Annotated in this window: 13 protein-coding genes, 1 tRNA gene and 1 pseudogene; 7 read left to right on the top strand and 8 right to left on the bottom strand. The window is 72.7% G+C overall.

Annotation, left to right across the window (positions count from 1 at the left end; genetic code table 11):
• Nucleotides 1-13 precede the first annotated feature (13 nt).
• Nucleotides 14-997 (top strand): aldo/keto reductase, encoded by a 984-nt coding sequence (locus FEF34_RS31390; protein WP_138056174.1) that lies wholly within the window; start codon nt 14-16, stop codon nt 995-997.
• Nucleotides 994-3,291 carry a helix-hairpin-helix domain-containing protein gene (locus FEF34_RS31385; RefSeq protein WP_138056173.1) on the top strand — a complete coding sequence of 766 codons (2,298 nt, stop codon included), beginning with the start codon at nt 994-996 and terminating at the stop codon, nt 3,289-3,291. The genes FEF34_RS31390 and FEF34_RS31385 overlap by 4 nt, the downstream gene beginning before the upstream one ends.
• Nucleotides 3,292-3,753: 462 nt before the next feature.
• Here FEF34_RS31385 and FEF34_RS31380 read toward each other — a convergent pair whose 3' ends face one another.
• On the bottom strand, nt 3,754-4,407 hold the full coding sequence (locus FEF34_RS31380) for a hypothetical protein (protein ID WP_138056172.1): 654 nt from the start codon (nt 4,405-4,407) through the stop codon (nt 3,754-3,756).
• Between the two features lie 47 nt (nt 4,408-4,454).
• On the opposite strand from FEF34_RS31380, the gene FEF34_RS31375 reads away from it, so the two are divergent.
• Nucleotides 4,455-4,643, top strand: a complete 189-nt coding sequence (locus tag FEF34_RS31375; RefSeq protein WP_093657245.1) for a DUF5703 family protein — start codon at nt 4,455-4,457, stop codon at nt 4,641-4,643.
• 67 nt (nt 4,644-4,710) lie between these two features.
• On the opposite strand, the gene FEF34_RS44000 is transcribed toward FEF34_RS31375, so the two are convergent.
• From FEF34_RS44000 to FEF34_RS31360, 3 genes are all read right to left on the bottom strand, one after another.
• The gene (locus FEF34_RS44000) at nt 4,711-5,517 is read right to left on the bottom strand and encodes a chaplin (protein ID WP_199800704.1); all 807 of its coding nucleotides are present in this window, start codon (nt 5,515-5,517) and stop codon (nt 4,711-4,713) included.
• Between the two features lie 137 nt (nt 5,518-5,654).
• Nucleotides 5,655-5,888, bottom strand: coding sequence for a chaplin ChpH (gene chpH / locus FEF34_RS31365; protein ID WP_138056170.1), 234 nt, complete (start codon nt 5,886-5,888; stop codon nt 5,655-5,657).
• A 243-nt stretch (nt 5,889-6,131) separates the two neighbouring features.
• A complete protein-coding gene (locus FEF34_RS31360; protein ID WP_138056169.1) occupies nt 6,132-7,457 on the bottom strand; it encodes a M20/M25/M40 family metallo-hydrolase in 1,326 nt (441 codons plus the stop codon).
• 208 nt (nt 7,458-7,665) lie between these two features.
• On the opposite strand from FEF34_RS31360, the gene FEF34_RS31355 reads away from it, so the two are divergent.
• Nucleotides 7,666-7,753: transfer RNA gene (locus FEF34_RS31355), tRNA-Leu, on the top strand.
• Between the two features lie 81 nt (nt 7,754-7,834).
• Nucleotides 7,835-8,782: a pseudouridine synthase gene (locus FEF34_RS31350; RefSeq protein WP_138056168.1), complete on the top strand. Its 948-nt coding sequence runs from the start codon at nt 7,835-7,837 to the stop codon at nt 8,780-8,782.
• Here FEF34_RS31350 and FEF34_RS31345 read toward each other — a convergent pair.
• The 4 genes from FEF34_RS31345 to FEF34_RS31330 all read right to left on the bottom strand — a co-directional run bounded on the left by FEF34_RS31345 (nt 8,755) and on the right by FEF34_RS31330 (nt 12,594).
• Nucleotides 8,755-9,384, bottom strand: a complete 630-nt coding sequence (locus tag FEF34_RS31345) for an MBL fold metallo-hydrolase (RefSeq protein ID WP_138056167.1) — start codon at nt 9,382-9,384, stop codon at nt 8,755-8,757. The two genes, FEF34_RS31350 and FEF34_RS31345, sit on opposite strands and share 28 nt — an antisense overlap.
• Entirely contained in the window at nt 9,381-10,466 is a 1,086-nt protein-coding gene (locus FEF34_RS31340) for an S-(hydroxymethyl)mycothiol dehydrogenase (RefSeq protein WP_138056166.1), read from the bottom strand. Before FEF34_RS31340 ends, FEF34_RS31345 begins: the two co-directional genes overlap by 4 nt.
• Nucleotides 10,467-10,726: 260 nt before the next feature.
• Complete coding sequence (locus FEF34_RS31335; RefSeq protein WP_138056165.1) at nt 10,727-12,190, bottom strand: amino acid permease; 1,464 nt, start codon at nt 12,188-12,190, stop codon at nt 10,727-10,729.
• Between the two features lie 245 nt (nt 12,191-12,435).
• The gene (locus FEF34_RS31330; RefSeq protein WP_407698376.1) at nt 12,436-12,594 is read right to left on the bottom strand and encodes a hypothetical protein; all 159 of its coding nucleotides are present in this window, start codon (nt 12,592-12,594) and stop codon (nt 12,436-12,438) included.
• 73 nt (nt 12,595-12,667) lie between these two features.
• Here FEF34_RS31330 and FEF34_RS31325 point away from each other — a divergent pair, with 73 nt between their 5' ends.
• Together FEF34_RS31325 and FEF34_RS31320 are read left to right on the top strand one after the other, a co-directional pair.
• Nucleotides 12,668-13,177, top strand: a complete 510-nt coding sequence (locus FEF34_RS31325; protein ID WP_138056164.1) for a gluconokinase — start codon at nt 12,668-12,670, stop codon at nt 13,175-13,177.
• A gap of 126 nt (nt 13,178-13,303) precedes the next feature.
• Nucleotides 13,304-13,411: pseudogene (locus tag FEF34_RS31320) on the top strand (GntT/GntP/DsdX family permease); the annotation flags it as partial.
• Between the last annotated feature and the right edge of the window lie 3 nt (nt 13,412-13,414).

Raw genomic sequence — 13,414 nt, 5'->3', positions numbered from 1 at the left:
TAATCTCGCGCCCATGGAGCAGAGGCAACTCGGCCGTACCGGCCTGCGCGTGTCCCGGATCGGGCTCGGCACCCTCACCTGGGGGCGGGACACCGGCGAGCACGACGCTGCCGACCAGTTGAAGGCCTTCTGGGACGCGGGCGGCACGCTGGTCGACACGGCGGACGTGTACGGCGGCGGCGAGGCGGAGTACCTGCTCGGCCGGCTGGTGGAACGACTGGTTCCGCGGCGCGATCTGGTCATCGCCACGAAGGCCGGCAGCGTGCTCGACCCCATGCGGCGGTTCGACGGCTCGCGCGGTCATCTGCTGACGGCCCTGGACGCCTCGCTGGAGCGGCTGGGCACCGACCACGTGGACCTGTGGCAGCTCCACGGCTTCGACCCGCACACACCGCTGGAGGAGACGCTCCAGGCGCTCGACATCGCGGTGAGCAGCGGCCGCGCGCGCTACGCGGGGGTGTCGGGCTTCTGCGGCTGGCAGCTCGCGAAGGCCGCCGCGTGGCAGCTCGCCGTGCCGGGCACACGGACCCGTCTCGCCGGCACGCAGATGGAGTACTCGCTGCTGCAGCGCGGCGTCGAGCGGGAGGTACTGCCCGCGGCGCGGGACCTCGGCGTGGGGCTGCTGCCGGCGTCCCCGCTGGGCCGCGGTGTGCTCACGGGCAAGTACCGGCTTGCGACGCCCGCGGACTCGCGCGGGGCGTCGGAGCAGCTGGCCGCCTTCGTGGAGCCGTACCTGGACGAGTCGGCGACGCGCATCGTGGACGCGGTCGCCACGGCCGCGGACGGGCTGGCGACGACCCCGCTCGAAGTGGCGCTCGCCTGGGTCCGCGACCGGCCGGGCGTAGTGGCGCCGATCGTCGGCGCCCGCAACGCGCAGCAGCTCACGCAGGCGTTGTCAGTGGAGGGTCTTAGTCTTCCTGACGAGATCTGCCGGGCGCTGGACGACGTGTCGGCGCCCGTGCACCGCTATCCCGATCAGGACTGGAGCACGCTGTGACTGCGCTTCCCGGGGCGAGCCCCGGCACCCCCGCCGAGGATCCCGCGTCCGAGGGCTCCGCGCCCGCGGACTCCGGTCCGGGCACGCCCGTCACCGCGGAACGGCGAAGTGCCGGGACGGAGCCGGACCAGGTGCCCGGTGCCGCACCGGCCGGCGGAGCGGAGCCGCGGGCAGCGGACGGCGGAGGAGTCGCGGAGGATCCCTCCGCCGAGGATCCCTCAGAGGCCGCGAGCGCGGTCGACGGCGAGGCCGCCGGGGACGCCGGGGTGTCCGAGGCCCAGGCGGAGCTGGCCGCGCAGCGGGAGCTGCGGTCACGGATCGAGAAGCGCAAGGCCGAGAAGGCCGGGCCGGTCGCGGCCGGCGGGAAGCTGAGCGGCACCGCGGCCGATCTGCTGGCGGCGGTGCGGGCCGTGGAGAGCGGCGCCAAGCCGTCGGGCACGTTCTTCGACGCCTCCGCCGCGCCGAGGAGGCCGGCTCCGACGTCGGTGGCCGGGCCCGGGCGGCCGAGGGTGCCGGCGCCCGAGCCCGCACGGCAGCAGGCCGATCCGGGCACGGTGGCGGCCGTTCTGGAGGTCCTGGTGTCGGGCGGTGCGCCGGAGGGCCTGGCCGCCCGGGTCGCCGGAGTGCTCGGTGAGCAGGCGGCCGACGCGCTCCGGGAGGATCCCTGGCGGCTGCTGGCGGTGCCCGGGGTGCAGCCGGAGCAGGCGGACGGTTTCGCCCGGGCCCTGCTGGGCGCGGAGTGCCGGCCGGACGACGGCCGGCGGGCCGCGGCACTGGTCGGCTGGCTGCTGGAGCGTGCCGCGCTCCGGGGGCACACGGCTCTGGACTCCGCGGCGGTGCGTACGGCGCTCGCCGGACACTCGGTGCCGGACCCGGACGAGGCGTTGCAGCACGCCATCGCCGAGGGGGTCGTGCTGGTCTTCCAGGACGGCGCCGACGCCGTGGAACCGGAGGAGGCCGAGGGTCCCGAAGGGCCTGATGAGCACGGGGCGCCGGAGGCCGGGGAGGACTCCGGGCCGCAGGCCACGGTCCCGGTCCTGCTGGGCCTGGACCGGTACGCCCTGGCGGAGGAGAGCCTCGCCGACGGTCTGGCCCGGCTGGTCAAGACCGCGCAGCCGGCGTCCTGGGAGGAGGCCGCCGGGGCCGCGGGGTCACCGTCGGCCTCGGAGCTGGTCCGCGCCGCCGCCGGGCACGGCATGGTCGCGCACACGGGCGGTGGGGCGGCCCGCGCCGAGCCGGCCGCCCTTGTGGAGGCCGCCCGCGCCCTCGGCCTGCGGGCGGTCGCCGTCGCGCACAGCGAGAACGGCCGGCGCGGGCTGGGTGCCGGCGCGGTCACGGTGGAGGGGCTGCTCTCCGGCGCCGAGGGCCCCGGCCGGGAGGAGGACGGGACGCTGGCCGTGGATCTGCTCGCGGTCCTCGACGCGCCGCAGCTCGACGTCGAGACCGCGGCCGTGCTGGTGGAGTCCCTGCCGGACGGTTGCCGGCTGGTGCTGAGCGGGGACCCGGGTGTGCTGTGGTCGGCCGGCGCGGGTCGGGTGTTCGCCGATGTGCTGGCCGCCCGGGTGTGCCCGGTCGTCGCCTCCCGCACGCCCGATCCCGGGCCACTGGGCGAGTTGGTCTCCGGGATCGGCGTCGGCGAACTCAACCGGGTCGAGGCCCCCGGCAAGGAGGTCGTGATCGTTCCGGTGCGGGACGCGGGCGAGGCCGTGCACCGTACGGTCCAGTTGGTCGCCGACTCTGTCCCGAGGGCGATCGGGGTGCCGTCGGCCGACACCCAGGTCATCACGGTCGGCCATGGAGGCTCCGCGGGCACGAGGGCGCTCAACGCCGCCCTCAAGGAGCGGTTCAACCCCGGTCCCGGCCGATTCGGCGGCTTCGACCCTGCCGACCGTGTCGCCTACACCCCGGCTCCCGGGCGGACCCTGACCGGCACGGTGGTCTCGGCCGACGCGGAAGGGCTGCGCGTCGACTGCGAGGGCAGGGCCGTCCTCGTCCCGAAGGACCTGGTGGAGTCGACGCTCCGGCACGGCTGGGCGCTCACGGCACACCAGGCGGCCGGGATGCGCTGGCCCGCGGTCGTCGTGGTGCTGCCGGGGGACGCGGCACAGGGCCTCAGCCGCCCCTGGGTCTACACGGCGTTCAGTCGCGGGGAGCGCCATCTGTCCGTGGTCCACGGAGTGGAGCAGGCTCTGGCGCGCGCGGTGGCCGAGATCCCGTCCGAGGACCGGACGACCCGGCTGCGCCCGCTTCTGGAAAGCCTGCTCGCGCCGGGCGCCGAGGCCGCCGGCGCCTGAGCGGATGCGACGCTCCGGCGCAGCGCGATACGAGGTGGCGCCCCGGTGAGGGCCCTCACCCTTGGGTGTGAGCGGCCTCTCTGCCGGGCAGCGCCGCCCCCGCCCACCCGCACCCCGGGCGTGCCCCCACCCCGGGCGCCACCGCCGCGCACGGCGCCACGAGGCCCCGACCGGGAGTGAACGGCACCCACCACGGCCCGTGCACGGCGTTCCGCTCGCGGCCGGGCACGGTATGACGGTGCCCGGGTGAGCCTCAGCCAGCGGCCGTGCACGGCCTCGCCCGGGAAGCCGTAAGGGGACGCGGCGCCCAGGTCCGAGGGTGGGCGTGGCCGCCCGTTGCTGCGGACGCGGACGGGCGGGCCGCCGGGCCGGCTTCCGCCCACGCGGCACGGCGCGGCGAGGCCCGGCGTGGAGACGGGCGGTCGCCGCGGGGGTCTCGCGCGACGCACCAAGCGGTTCCGCTCACGCGGAGTGGAGGTCGTCCAGGTCCTCCTCGTCGAAGACGGAGCTGACGTCGAAGCGGCAGACGACACGCTCCGGGTCCGCCTGGTCGAAGGGGGTGCTGAGCCATTCGCCAGGCTCGGGGAGTTCATCGGCGGCGGCGACCCACAGGGTGGAGTCGCCCTCCTCCAGGCCGAACTCCTTGTGCCGGGACGCGATCTCGTCCGGCTCGAACTCGCCGAACAGCACCCCCAGCGCGGCGTGCACACTCGCCCCCACGACCGCCGCGGAGGTGTCGTCCGCGTTCTCGTCCCGGTCGAGATCCGCGACCCGCTGGGCCTGTGCGAGCAGACGCTGAGGCTCCACGACGGCGTAGTCGCGTCGGATGAGAACACTCAGCGCGTTCGGTTCGTCCGGTCCCGTGTACGGCGGCATCGAGTCGTCCGCGCCGGGGATCTCGAAGGGGGTGACCTCGTCATAGCGGTCGTACAGCCGCTCGTCGTACGCCTCGGCCGCGGCGGCAAGGGCGTTGAAGGCCGCGTACACCGCCGGGTCGTCCTCTCCCGTGCGGCGTTCGACCGCTTCGAGGTGGCGGTCCAGCGCTGCTTTGACCGCCTCGGCGGCGGCGCGGACCTCGGCAGCCGTGGGCTGCGCAGGAGCGGATGCATCAGACATAGTGCAGACGCTATCCGTAGTCGGCCCGTGCCCGCACAATAGATGCGATGCCGGAATACGAATTTGTCGACGTGTACGTGCCTCGCGGGGTCTCCCGCAAGGAGGCCACCCGTCTGCTGACCGACCATGCCGAATACGGACACTGGGAGTTGGACAGGCTGACTCTCCTCCGTGACGGCAGCCGCCGCGTACGGCTCCGCCGTCGCATCATCCGTCAGGTGCGCGCCACTTGGTGAGCGTCTGCTGCACGAAGGACGGAGCGGGCCCGCGGTTGCGGACCCGCTCCGTTGTGTCATCGCACCATCACACGGAGGCACGGGCCTTGCGGTAGAGGAGCGCTCCGCCGAGCAGCAGGCCGGCGGCCGAGGATGCCCCCAGGCCGAGCGAGCCGGCGCCGGTCCGGGCGAGCTCCTCGGTGGCCTCGGGCGGTGTGACGGTGTTGGCCCCCGGCGTGTTCGGCGTGGTGGGCTCGACCGGCGTACCCGGCACGCCGGGCTGGACGGGCGTCCCGGGCTCGTTCGGCTCCCCCGGCTCACCGGGCTCGTTCGGCTCCCCCGGCTCCCCCGGCTCCCCCGGCTCACCGGGCTCACCGGGCTCACCGGGCTCACCGGGCTCACCGGGCTCGTTCGGCTCGTTCGGCTCGTTCGGCTCCCCCGGCTCACCGGGCTCACCGGGGTTCCCGCCGTCGGCGTTGCCGCAGTCGTTGCCGAGCGCGCCGTTGCCGAGCCCGCCGATCGTCACGCTGTTGCCGCAGGCGTTCACGGGCACATGGACGGGCGCCTGCACGACGTTGCCGGAGCCGACGCCGGGAGAGTTCGACGAGACGCCCTCGGCGTGGGCGCCGCCCTCGCCGCCGTCCGCCGAGGTGTTGGCGCAGCCGTTGCCGAACGCGGGGTTCAGCGCGCCGATGATGTTGACGGTGTTGCCGCAGACGTTGACCGGGACGTGGACCGGCACCTGGACCGTGTTCCCGGAGAGCACGCCCGGGGAGTCGGAGGCGCCGCCGTGGGCCCCCGCGCCGCCGTGCGCGTGTGCGTAGCCGCTGCCGAGGACGAGCACGCCGCCCGCGGCCGCCACGGTGATCAGGCCCTTGCGCGTGACCTGTCGCATAGCTGGTTCCTGCCTTCTGACGTCCGGACTGCCCCGGGCACCGTGCCCGGGAGCGGGGTGAATGCGGGCGGCCCCGGAGTGCACGGCGTGCACTCCGGGGCCGCCGGGTCAATCCCTCACAGGAGCGAGACGCAACGTCAGTCGTTGACGCAGACGTTGCCGAAGGCCGGGTTCAGCAGACCGATCACGGAGATCGTGTTGCCACAGACGTTCACCGGCACGTGGACGGGCGCCTGCACGACGTTGCCCGAAAGCACGCCGGGGGAGTTCACGGCGGCACCCTGGGCACCCGAGTCGGCGACGGCCATGCCCGCACCCGCGAGAACCAGACCACCAGTGGCAGCCGCAGCGGCGACGACCTTCTTGATCATTATTCCTCCTAGTTGGCAATGCGATCCCAACTGCGGACCGCACACCTGTAACGAGGAGGGGCTAATGGGGCTACTAGCGTATGAGCCCATTCACCCTTCTCAGTCAAATGCGCACGCGCGGACGAATGTTGCCGCTCCGCCTCCGCCCGACGGGACCACCCCGCCCGCAGCGAGGGACGCCCCGCGGCTCCGATTGCCGCGGGGCCCCTGGCCTCCGTCCTCGGGGGGCTGCTCCCGGCCGGCTCAGCTCTCGTCGAGGAAGCGGTCCAGCACCCGTACGCCGAACTTCAGGCCGTCCACCGGCACGCGCTCGTCCACCCCGTGGAACATCCCGGCGAAGTCCAGCTCCGGCGGCAGCTTCAGCGGCGCGAAACCGAAGCAGCGGATGCCGAGGTCGTCGAAGGACTTGGCGTCGGTGCCGCCGGAGAGCATGTACGGCACGGCCCGGGCGATCGGGTCCTCGGCGCGCAGCGCCGACTGCATGGCGTCCACGAGGTCGCCGTCGAAGCTCGTCTCCAGCGCCTTGTCGGCGTGGACGTCCTCGCGGCGGACCCGGGGGCCGAGGAGCCGGTCGAGGTCGGCGAGGAACTCCTCCTCGTAGCCGGGCAGGAAGCGTCCGTCCACGTGAGCGGTCGCCTGCCCCGGGATGACGTTCACCTTGTAGCCGGCGCCCAGCATGGTGGGCGCGGCGGAGTTGCGGAGCGTGGCCCCGATCATCTTGGCGATGCCGCCGAGCTTGGCGAGGGTCGCCTCCATGTCCTCCGGGTCGAGCGGGGTGCCGAGCGCGTCCGACAGTTCGTCCAGGAAGGACCGCACGGTCTTGGTCACCCGCACCGGCCAGGTGTGGCGGCCGAGCCGGCCGACGGCCTCGCAGAGCTCGGTGATGGCGTTGTCGTGGTTCGTCATGGAGCCGTGCCCGGCGGTGCCCTCGACCGTGAGCCGCATCCAGTGCATGCCCTTCTGGGCCGTCTCGACGAGGTAGAGCCGCAGGTTCTCGTTGACGGTGAAGGAGAAGCCGCCGACCTCGCCGATCGCCTCGGTGACCCCCTCGAAGAGATCGGGGTGGCGGTCGACGAGGTGCCGGGCGCCGTACGTACCGCCCGCCTCCTCGTCCGCGAGGAACGCCAGCACCACGTCGCGCGGAGGCCGGCGGCCGCTGCGCAGCCGGTCGCGCACGACGGCGAGGGTCATCGCGTCCATGTCCTTCATGTCCACCGCACCCCGGCCCCAGACGCAGCCGTCGGCGATCTCCCCGGAGAAGGGGTGGTGGGTCCAGTCGTCGGCGCTGGCCGGAACGACGTCGGTGTGGCCGTGGATGAGCAGTGCCGGGCGGGAGGGGTCCTCGCCCTCGATCCGAGCCACTGTGGAGGCCCTGCCCGGGTGCGACTCGATGATCCTGGGTTCCAGACCGACCTCGGCGAGCTTCTCCGCCACGTACTCGGCGGCCGCCCGCTCGCCCGGGCCCGAGTGGTCGCCGTAGTTGCTGGTGTCGATCCGGATCAGATCGCGACAGAGGTCGACGACCTCGTCCTCGCCGGAGACCTTCCGGGCGGTGTCCGTCTCGCTCACGCTGATTCCTCCCGCTGTCGCTCTGGTGGTCCCCCACATCCTCCCCCTCCCGGGGCCGCACCCCAAGGGCGGCCGCCCGCCGACACACGCCCGTCGCCGGCGGCGGGCCGGCCCCGGGTGCCGGGGACGGGCGCGTGATCGAGCACCCCCGAATGTTTGCTATGGTTTTCCACGTCGGAACGGCCCAGGGCCGGGAGACAGACACCTTGTCCGGGTGGCGGAATGGCAGACGCGCTAGCTTGAGGTGCTAGTGCCCTTTATCGGGCGTGGGGGTTCAAGTCCCCCCTCGGACACCACCAGAGAACCCCAGCTGAGCTGGGGTTCTTTGTTTGTGCCGGGCTGGCGCACCGGTCGGTGCGGGGATGAGGTGAGGAGCTGTGGGACGCGGACGGCGGGCGGCTCCGGCGGCCCCGCTGCCGCAGCGGGACGGGATCGACCCGGTGCGGCTGCGGCTTCCCGAGGACCCGGACGGCGCCTGGCCCACGGTGCGGGACCATCTCGTCCACCGGTTCGCCGGGGCGGTCGGCGCCGGGCGGGTGGACGCGATGCTGCGGGACGGACGCTTCGTCGGCACGGACGGTCCCGTCGCCACGGACGAGCCGTACACCGCCGGGCGGTACGTGTGGTTCCACCGCGACTTCGCGCCCGAGACGCCGGTGCCGTTCGAGATCGGGATCGCCCACCGCGACGAACGGATGGTGATCGCCGACAAGCCGCACTTCCTGGCGACGACACCGCGTGGCAGCCACGTCACGGAGACCGCGCTGGCTCGGCTGCGGCGCGATCTGGGGCTGCCCGGGCTCCAGCCTGCGCACCGGCTGGACCGGCTCACCGCGGGGCTCGTGCTGTTCGTCGTGCGGCCCGGTGACCGCGGCGCCTACCAGACGCTCTTCCGCGACCGCCGGGTGCGCAAGGAGTACGAGGCGGTGGCTCCGTACGACCCGGCGGTGGCACTGCCCGTGACCGTACGGAGCCGCATCGAGAAGGAACGCGGGGTGCCCGCGGCGCGGGAGGTGCCGGGCGAGCCCGACAGCGAGAGCCGGATCGAGCTGCTGGAGCGGAGGGGCGGGCTGGGCCGGTACCGGCTGCTGCCGGCCACCGGCCGCACCCATCAGCTGCGGGTGCACATGAGCGGTCTGGGGCTGCCGATCCTGAACGACCCGCTGTATCCCGCGGCGCTCCCGGCCGAGGCGCCGGAGGACTTCTCGCGTCCGCTGCAACTGCTCGCACGGACACTGGAGTTCACCGACCCCATCACCGGGGAGCCGCGCCGGTTCACCAGCCGCCGGCGGCTCGCTCAGTGGCCGCGGTCGATCCACTCCTGAAGGTGCGGCGCCTCGACGCCGATCGTGGTCGTCTCTCCGTGGCCGGGGCGGACCAGTGTCTCCGGTGGAAGCGTGAGGAGCCGGTCCCGGACCGAGTCGATGATCGTCGGGAAGTCGGAGAACGACCGGCCCGTCGCTCCCGGGCCGCCCTGGAACAGGGTGTCGCCGGTGAGGACGGTGGCCAGTTCGGGAGCGTGGAGGCAGATCGCGCCGGGCGCGTGGCCGGGGGTGTGCAGGACGGTCAGTGCGGTGCCGGCGACGGTCAGGGTCTGCCCGTCGGCGAGTTCGCCGTCGGGAGCCCGGCCGGGATGGGTCTGCTTCCACAGGGGAAGGTCGTCCGGGTGCAGCAGGACCGGCGCGCCGGTGGCCTCGGCGAGCGCCGGAGCCGCGTCGATGTGGTCGTTGTGCGCGTGGGTGCAGACGACGGCGCGCAGCGTCCGGCCGCCGAGGGCGGCGAGGATCGCGTCGGCGTCGTGGGCCGCGTCGACGACGATCGCCTCCTCGTCGTCGCCGACGATCCAGACGTTGTTGTCGACCTCCCAGGTGCCGCCGTCGAGGGAGAAGGTGCCGGAGGTGACCAGGTGGTCGATGCGGGCGGTCACAGGACCACCACCGAGCGCAGCACGTCGCCCGCGTGCATCCGGGCGAAGGCCTTCTCCACGTCGCCGAGTCCGATGGTCTCGGTGACGAACGCGTCGAGGTCGATCCGGCCCTGGAGGTGCAGGTCGACGAGCGTGGGGAAGTCGCGGGAGGGCAGACAGTCCCCGTACCAGGAGGACTTGAGCGCGCCGCCCCGGCCGAAGACGTCGAGGAGCGGCAGTTCCAGCTTCATGTCGGGAGTGGGGACGCCGACGAGGACCACGGTGCCGGCGAGGTCGCGGGCGTAGAACGCCTGCCGGTACGTCTCGGGCCGGCCGACTGCGTCGATCACGACGTCCGCGCCGAAGCCGTCCGTCAGCTCGCGGATGGCCTCCACGGGGTCCCCGCCACGGGAGTTGACGGTGTGGGTGGCGCCCATCGTCCTGGCGGTCTCCAGCTTCCGGTCGTCGACGTCGACGGCGATGATCCGGGTCGCCCCGGCCAGTCGTGCGCCCACGACGGCCCCGTCGCCGACACCGCCGCAACCGATGACCGCCACGGAGTCCCCCCGGCCCACCTGGCCGGTGTTGACGGCGGCGCCGATGCCGGCCATCACGCCGCAGCCGAGCAGGCCCGCGGCGGCCGGGGAGATCGCCGGGTCCACCTTGGTGCACTGGCCGGCGGCGACGAGGGTCTTCTCGGCGAACGCGCCGATACCCAGGGCGGGCGACAGTTCAGTGCCGTCCGTGAGGGTCACCCTCTGCCGGGCGTTGTGGGTGTCGAAGCAGTACCAGGGGCGTCCTCGCCGACAGGCGCGGCAGTGGCCGCACACGGCCCGCCAGTTGAGGATCACGTAGTCGCCCGGTTCGACCTCGGTCACGCCGTCGCCGACCGACTCGACGACGCCGGCCGCCTCGTGGCCGAGGAGGAACGGGAAGTCGTCGTTGATCCCGCCCTGCTTGTAGTGCAGATCGGTGTGGCAGACCCCGCAGGCCTGCACCTTCACCACGGCTTCCCCGGGTCCCGGGTCGGGGACGACGATCGCCTCGACCCGCACCGGTTCGTTCTTCCCGGGTGCGACCACACCTTGCACCTGCTGCGGCATTGCTGGACCTGCCCTTCGTCGCGCACTGACGTCACCACCCACTATGGCGTGCGCAGGGGTTGGTCCGTGCGCGCCGGGCGTCGAAAGGCACCTGCTCGTGAGGAACGCGGGTGACCGGCACTCGGGGCGGTCCGGCCGGCGGGGGGGGAGAGACCCGGGGACCCGGACCGCCACCGGCGCGCTCCCGGGCGACGGCGAGGTCCCCCGCCGGTTCGGGCGGGGGACCTCGTCCTGGTGGTGCGGCGCGGCGGCCGGGGGGCTCAGTCGGACCGGCGCTCGGCGGCGATGCGCCGGACCCGGTCGCGGACCGTGAACCAGCCGCCGACGAGGGCGAGCGCGATCAGCGGCAGGCAGTTGACGGTGGTGCGGCTGATCCCGCCGTCCATCCACATCAGGACCAGGACGGAGGCGAGGAAGACCAGCGTGACGATCTGGGTCCAGGGGGCCCAGGGCAGCCGGTATGCCGGGCGGGTGAGCCGGCCTTCCCTGGAGCGGTTCACGAACAGCAGCGAACAGACCATGATCATGCCCCAGGTGCCGATGATGCCGATCGAGGCGAAGTTCAGCACCAGTTCGAAGGCGTCGCCCGGCATCACGTAGTTCAGGAAGACGCCGAGGATGCCGAAGCCCGCGGTGAGCAGGATGCCGCCGTAGGGGACGCCGCCCTTGTTCATCACGCCGGTGAACCTCGGCGCGGAACCCGAGATCGACATCGAACGGAGGATCCGGCCGGTGGAGTAGAGGCCGGAGTTCAGGCTGGACAGCGCGGCGGTGAGCACGACGAGGTTCATGATGCTCGCGGCGCCCGGGATGCCGAGCTTGTTGAAGACCGTGACGAAGGGGCTCTGGTCGCCGGTGAAAGCCGTGTACGGCAGCAGCAGGGAGAGCAGCACCACGGAGCCGACGTAGAACAGGGCGACGCGCCACATGATCGAGTTGATCGCCTTCGGCATGATCTTCTCGGGGTTCTCGGTCTCACCGGCGGCGACGCCGCACAGCTCGACGGAGGCGTAGGCGAAGACGACGCCCTGGATGAGCAGGAGCATGGGCATGACGCCGCTCGGGAAGACGCCGCCGTTGTCCGTGATGGTGGACAGGCCAGGGGTGTGGCCGCCGACGTCGTGCTGGGTGACGACGAGGAAGATGCCGATGAGCATGAAGAGCACCAGTGCGCCGACCTTGATGATCGCGAACCAGAACTCCATCTCGCCGAAGTACTTCACCGAGATCAGGTTGGCGGTGAGGACGACGGCGAGGGCGATCAGCGCGAGCACCCACTGCGGGACGTCGCTGAACGCCGACCAGTAGTGGGCGAACACCGCGGCCGCGGTGATGTCCGCTATGGCGGTGGTCGACCAGTTGAGGAAGTACAGCCAGCCGGCGGTGTAGGCGCCCTTCTCGCCCATGAACTCACGGGCGTAGGAGACGAAGGCCCCGGAAGAGGGCCGGTAGAGGACCAGCTCGCCGAGCGCGCGGACGACGAAGAACGCGAAGACGCCGCAGAGTGCGTACGCGATGAAGAGCGACGGGCCGGCGCTGGCCATCCGGCCACCCGCACCGAGGAAGAGGCCCGTACCGATGGCACCGCCGATGGCGATCATGTTGATGTGTCGCGACTTGAGGTCCTTGCGGTACCCGGCGTCTCCGGCGTCCACGTGGGGGGCGGCGGTGGCCGGGGGGCCGGCGACAGGCGTATCGGCCGCAGTCATGGTGCGGTCACTCATATAGGTGTTCGCCTTCGTGAGGGGGGTGTGCGGTACCGGAACTACTCCGGCGGCCTTGCCGCGGTGCGGAGGTGGCTCACCGCGGCAAGACAGGGCGGGCGCAGACGGCCCGACACCACATGATCATGGAAACCTTGGGATCTTGGTAGTGGCGAACCTCACTCAGGCACAAATCTGAGGAATTTCAGAGGTTTCGGCAAGGAAAAGCAAGAGCGCGCCGTCTCATCGAGGCGTGGCGGACCGCCTCACGGAGCGAGTACGTCCAGCTCCTGGAGGGCCCCGGCGACGATCTGCCGAGTCAGCCCCTCGGCACGCTCGGCGTCGCCTTCGCGAACGGCTTCGGCGACCTGGACATGGACATGGACATGGACATGGAGGGTGACGGCGGCCAACGTCGTACCCAAGAGGTTTCAGTAGCGCACGGCCCGGCGTCCGACCGACGTCCGGGCCGATGCCGACGAGGACAGCGAGGCACCTATGAGCACCCCCCACGTCGTTGTGGTGATGGGCGTGGCAGGGACCGGCAAGACCACCATCGGTCCCCTGCTCGCCGAGGCACTGGGCGTTCCCTACGCCGAGGGCGACGACTTCCTTCCCGCGGGCAACATCGCCAAGATGTCCGCCGGCGTCGCGCTGGACGACGCCGACCGCGGGCCCTGGCTGGACGCCATCGGCCGCTGGGCGCACGGCAGGGCCGGGCTCGGCGGTGTCGTCAGTTGCTCCGCGCTCAAGCGGAACTACCGGGACCGGCTGCGGGCCGCGGCACCGGACGTCGAGTTCCTCCATCTGACCGGCGACCGCGCGCTGATCGAACGCCGGATGGCCGAGCGCACGGGCCACTTCATGCCCACCGCGCTGCTCGACTCGCAGTTCGCCACCCTGCAGCCCCTGCGGGGCGACGAGGCCGGCGTCGCCGTCGACGTCTCCGGCTCCCCCCAGGAAATCACCGAGCGGGCCGTCGCCGCGCTGCGCCGGCTCGAGGACTGAGGAACCACCGTGACCCGTCTCAGCGTCGAGATGCCGGCAAGCGGACGCCGCCGAACAGGGTATCCGCGGCGGGCGACGCACAGCTCGGCATGGCGGTACTCGCCGTCATCGCCGTCATCGCCGTGCTACTTCGGGACGAACGTCGGCCAGACGCTGAAGACCTGGTCGGTGATGGAGACCGTCGTCTCGGTCGTCGGCACCGTCCTCGTGCTGCTGCCGTCCCTCGTGCGGTAGCCG

Source organism: Streptomyces marianii (genome assembly GCF_005795905.1).
Taxonomy (GTDB): domain Bacteria; phylum Actinomycetota; class Actinomycetes; order Streptomycetales; family Streptomycetaceae; genus Streptomyces; species Streptomyces marianii.
This window is presented reverse-complemented; position numbering and strand designations above follow the sequence as displayed.

What these genes read in the sequence shown, in the direction of transcription:
- FEF34_RS31390 (WP_138056174.1), top strand. Translation starts at nt 14, where the DNA reads ATGGAGCAGAGGCAACTCGGCCGTACCGGCCTGCGCGTGTCCCGGATC.
- FEF34_RS31380 (WP_138056172.1), bottom strand. Translation starts at nt 4,407, where the DNA reads ATGTCTGATGCATCCGCTCCTGCGCAGCCCACGGCTGCCGAGGTCCGC.
- FEF34_RS31375 (WP_093657245.1), top strand. Translation starts at nt 4,455, where the DNA reads ATGCCGGAATACGAATTTGTCGACGTGTACGTGCCTCGCGGGGTCTCC.
- FEF34_RS44000 (WP_199800704.1), bottom strand. Translation starts at nt 5,517, where the DNA reads ATGCGACAGGTCACGCGCAAGGGCCTGATCACCGTGGCGGCCGCGGGC.
- chpH (WP_138056170.1), bottom strand. Translation starts at nt 5,888, where the DNA reads ATGATCAAGAAGGTCGTCGCCGCTGCGGCTGCCACTGGTGGTCTGGTT.
- FEF34_RS31340 (WP_138056166.1), bottom strand. Translation starts at nt 10,466, where the DNA reads ATGCCGCAGCAGGTGCAAGGTGTGGTCGCACCCGGGAAGAACGAACCG.
- FEF34_RS31335 (WP_138056165.1), bottom strand. Translation starts at nt 12,190, where the DNA reads ATGAGTGACCGCACCATGACTGCGGCCGATACGCCTGTCGCCGGCCCC.
- FEF34_RS31325 (WP_138056164.1), top strand. Translation starts at nt 12,668, where the DNA reads ATGAGCACCCCCCACGTCGTTGTGGTGATGGGCGTGGCAGGGACCGGC.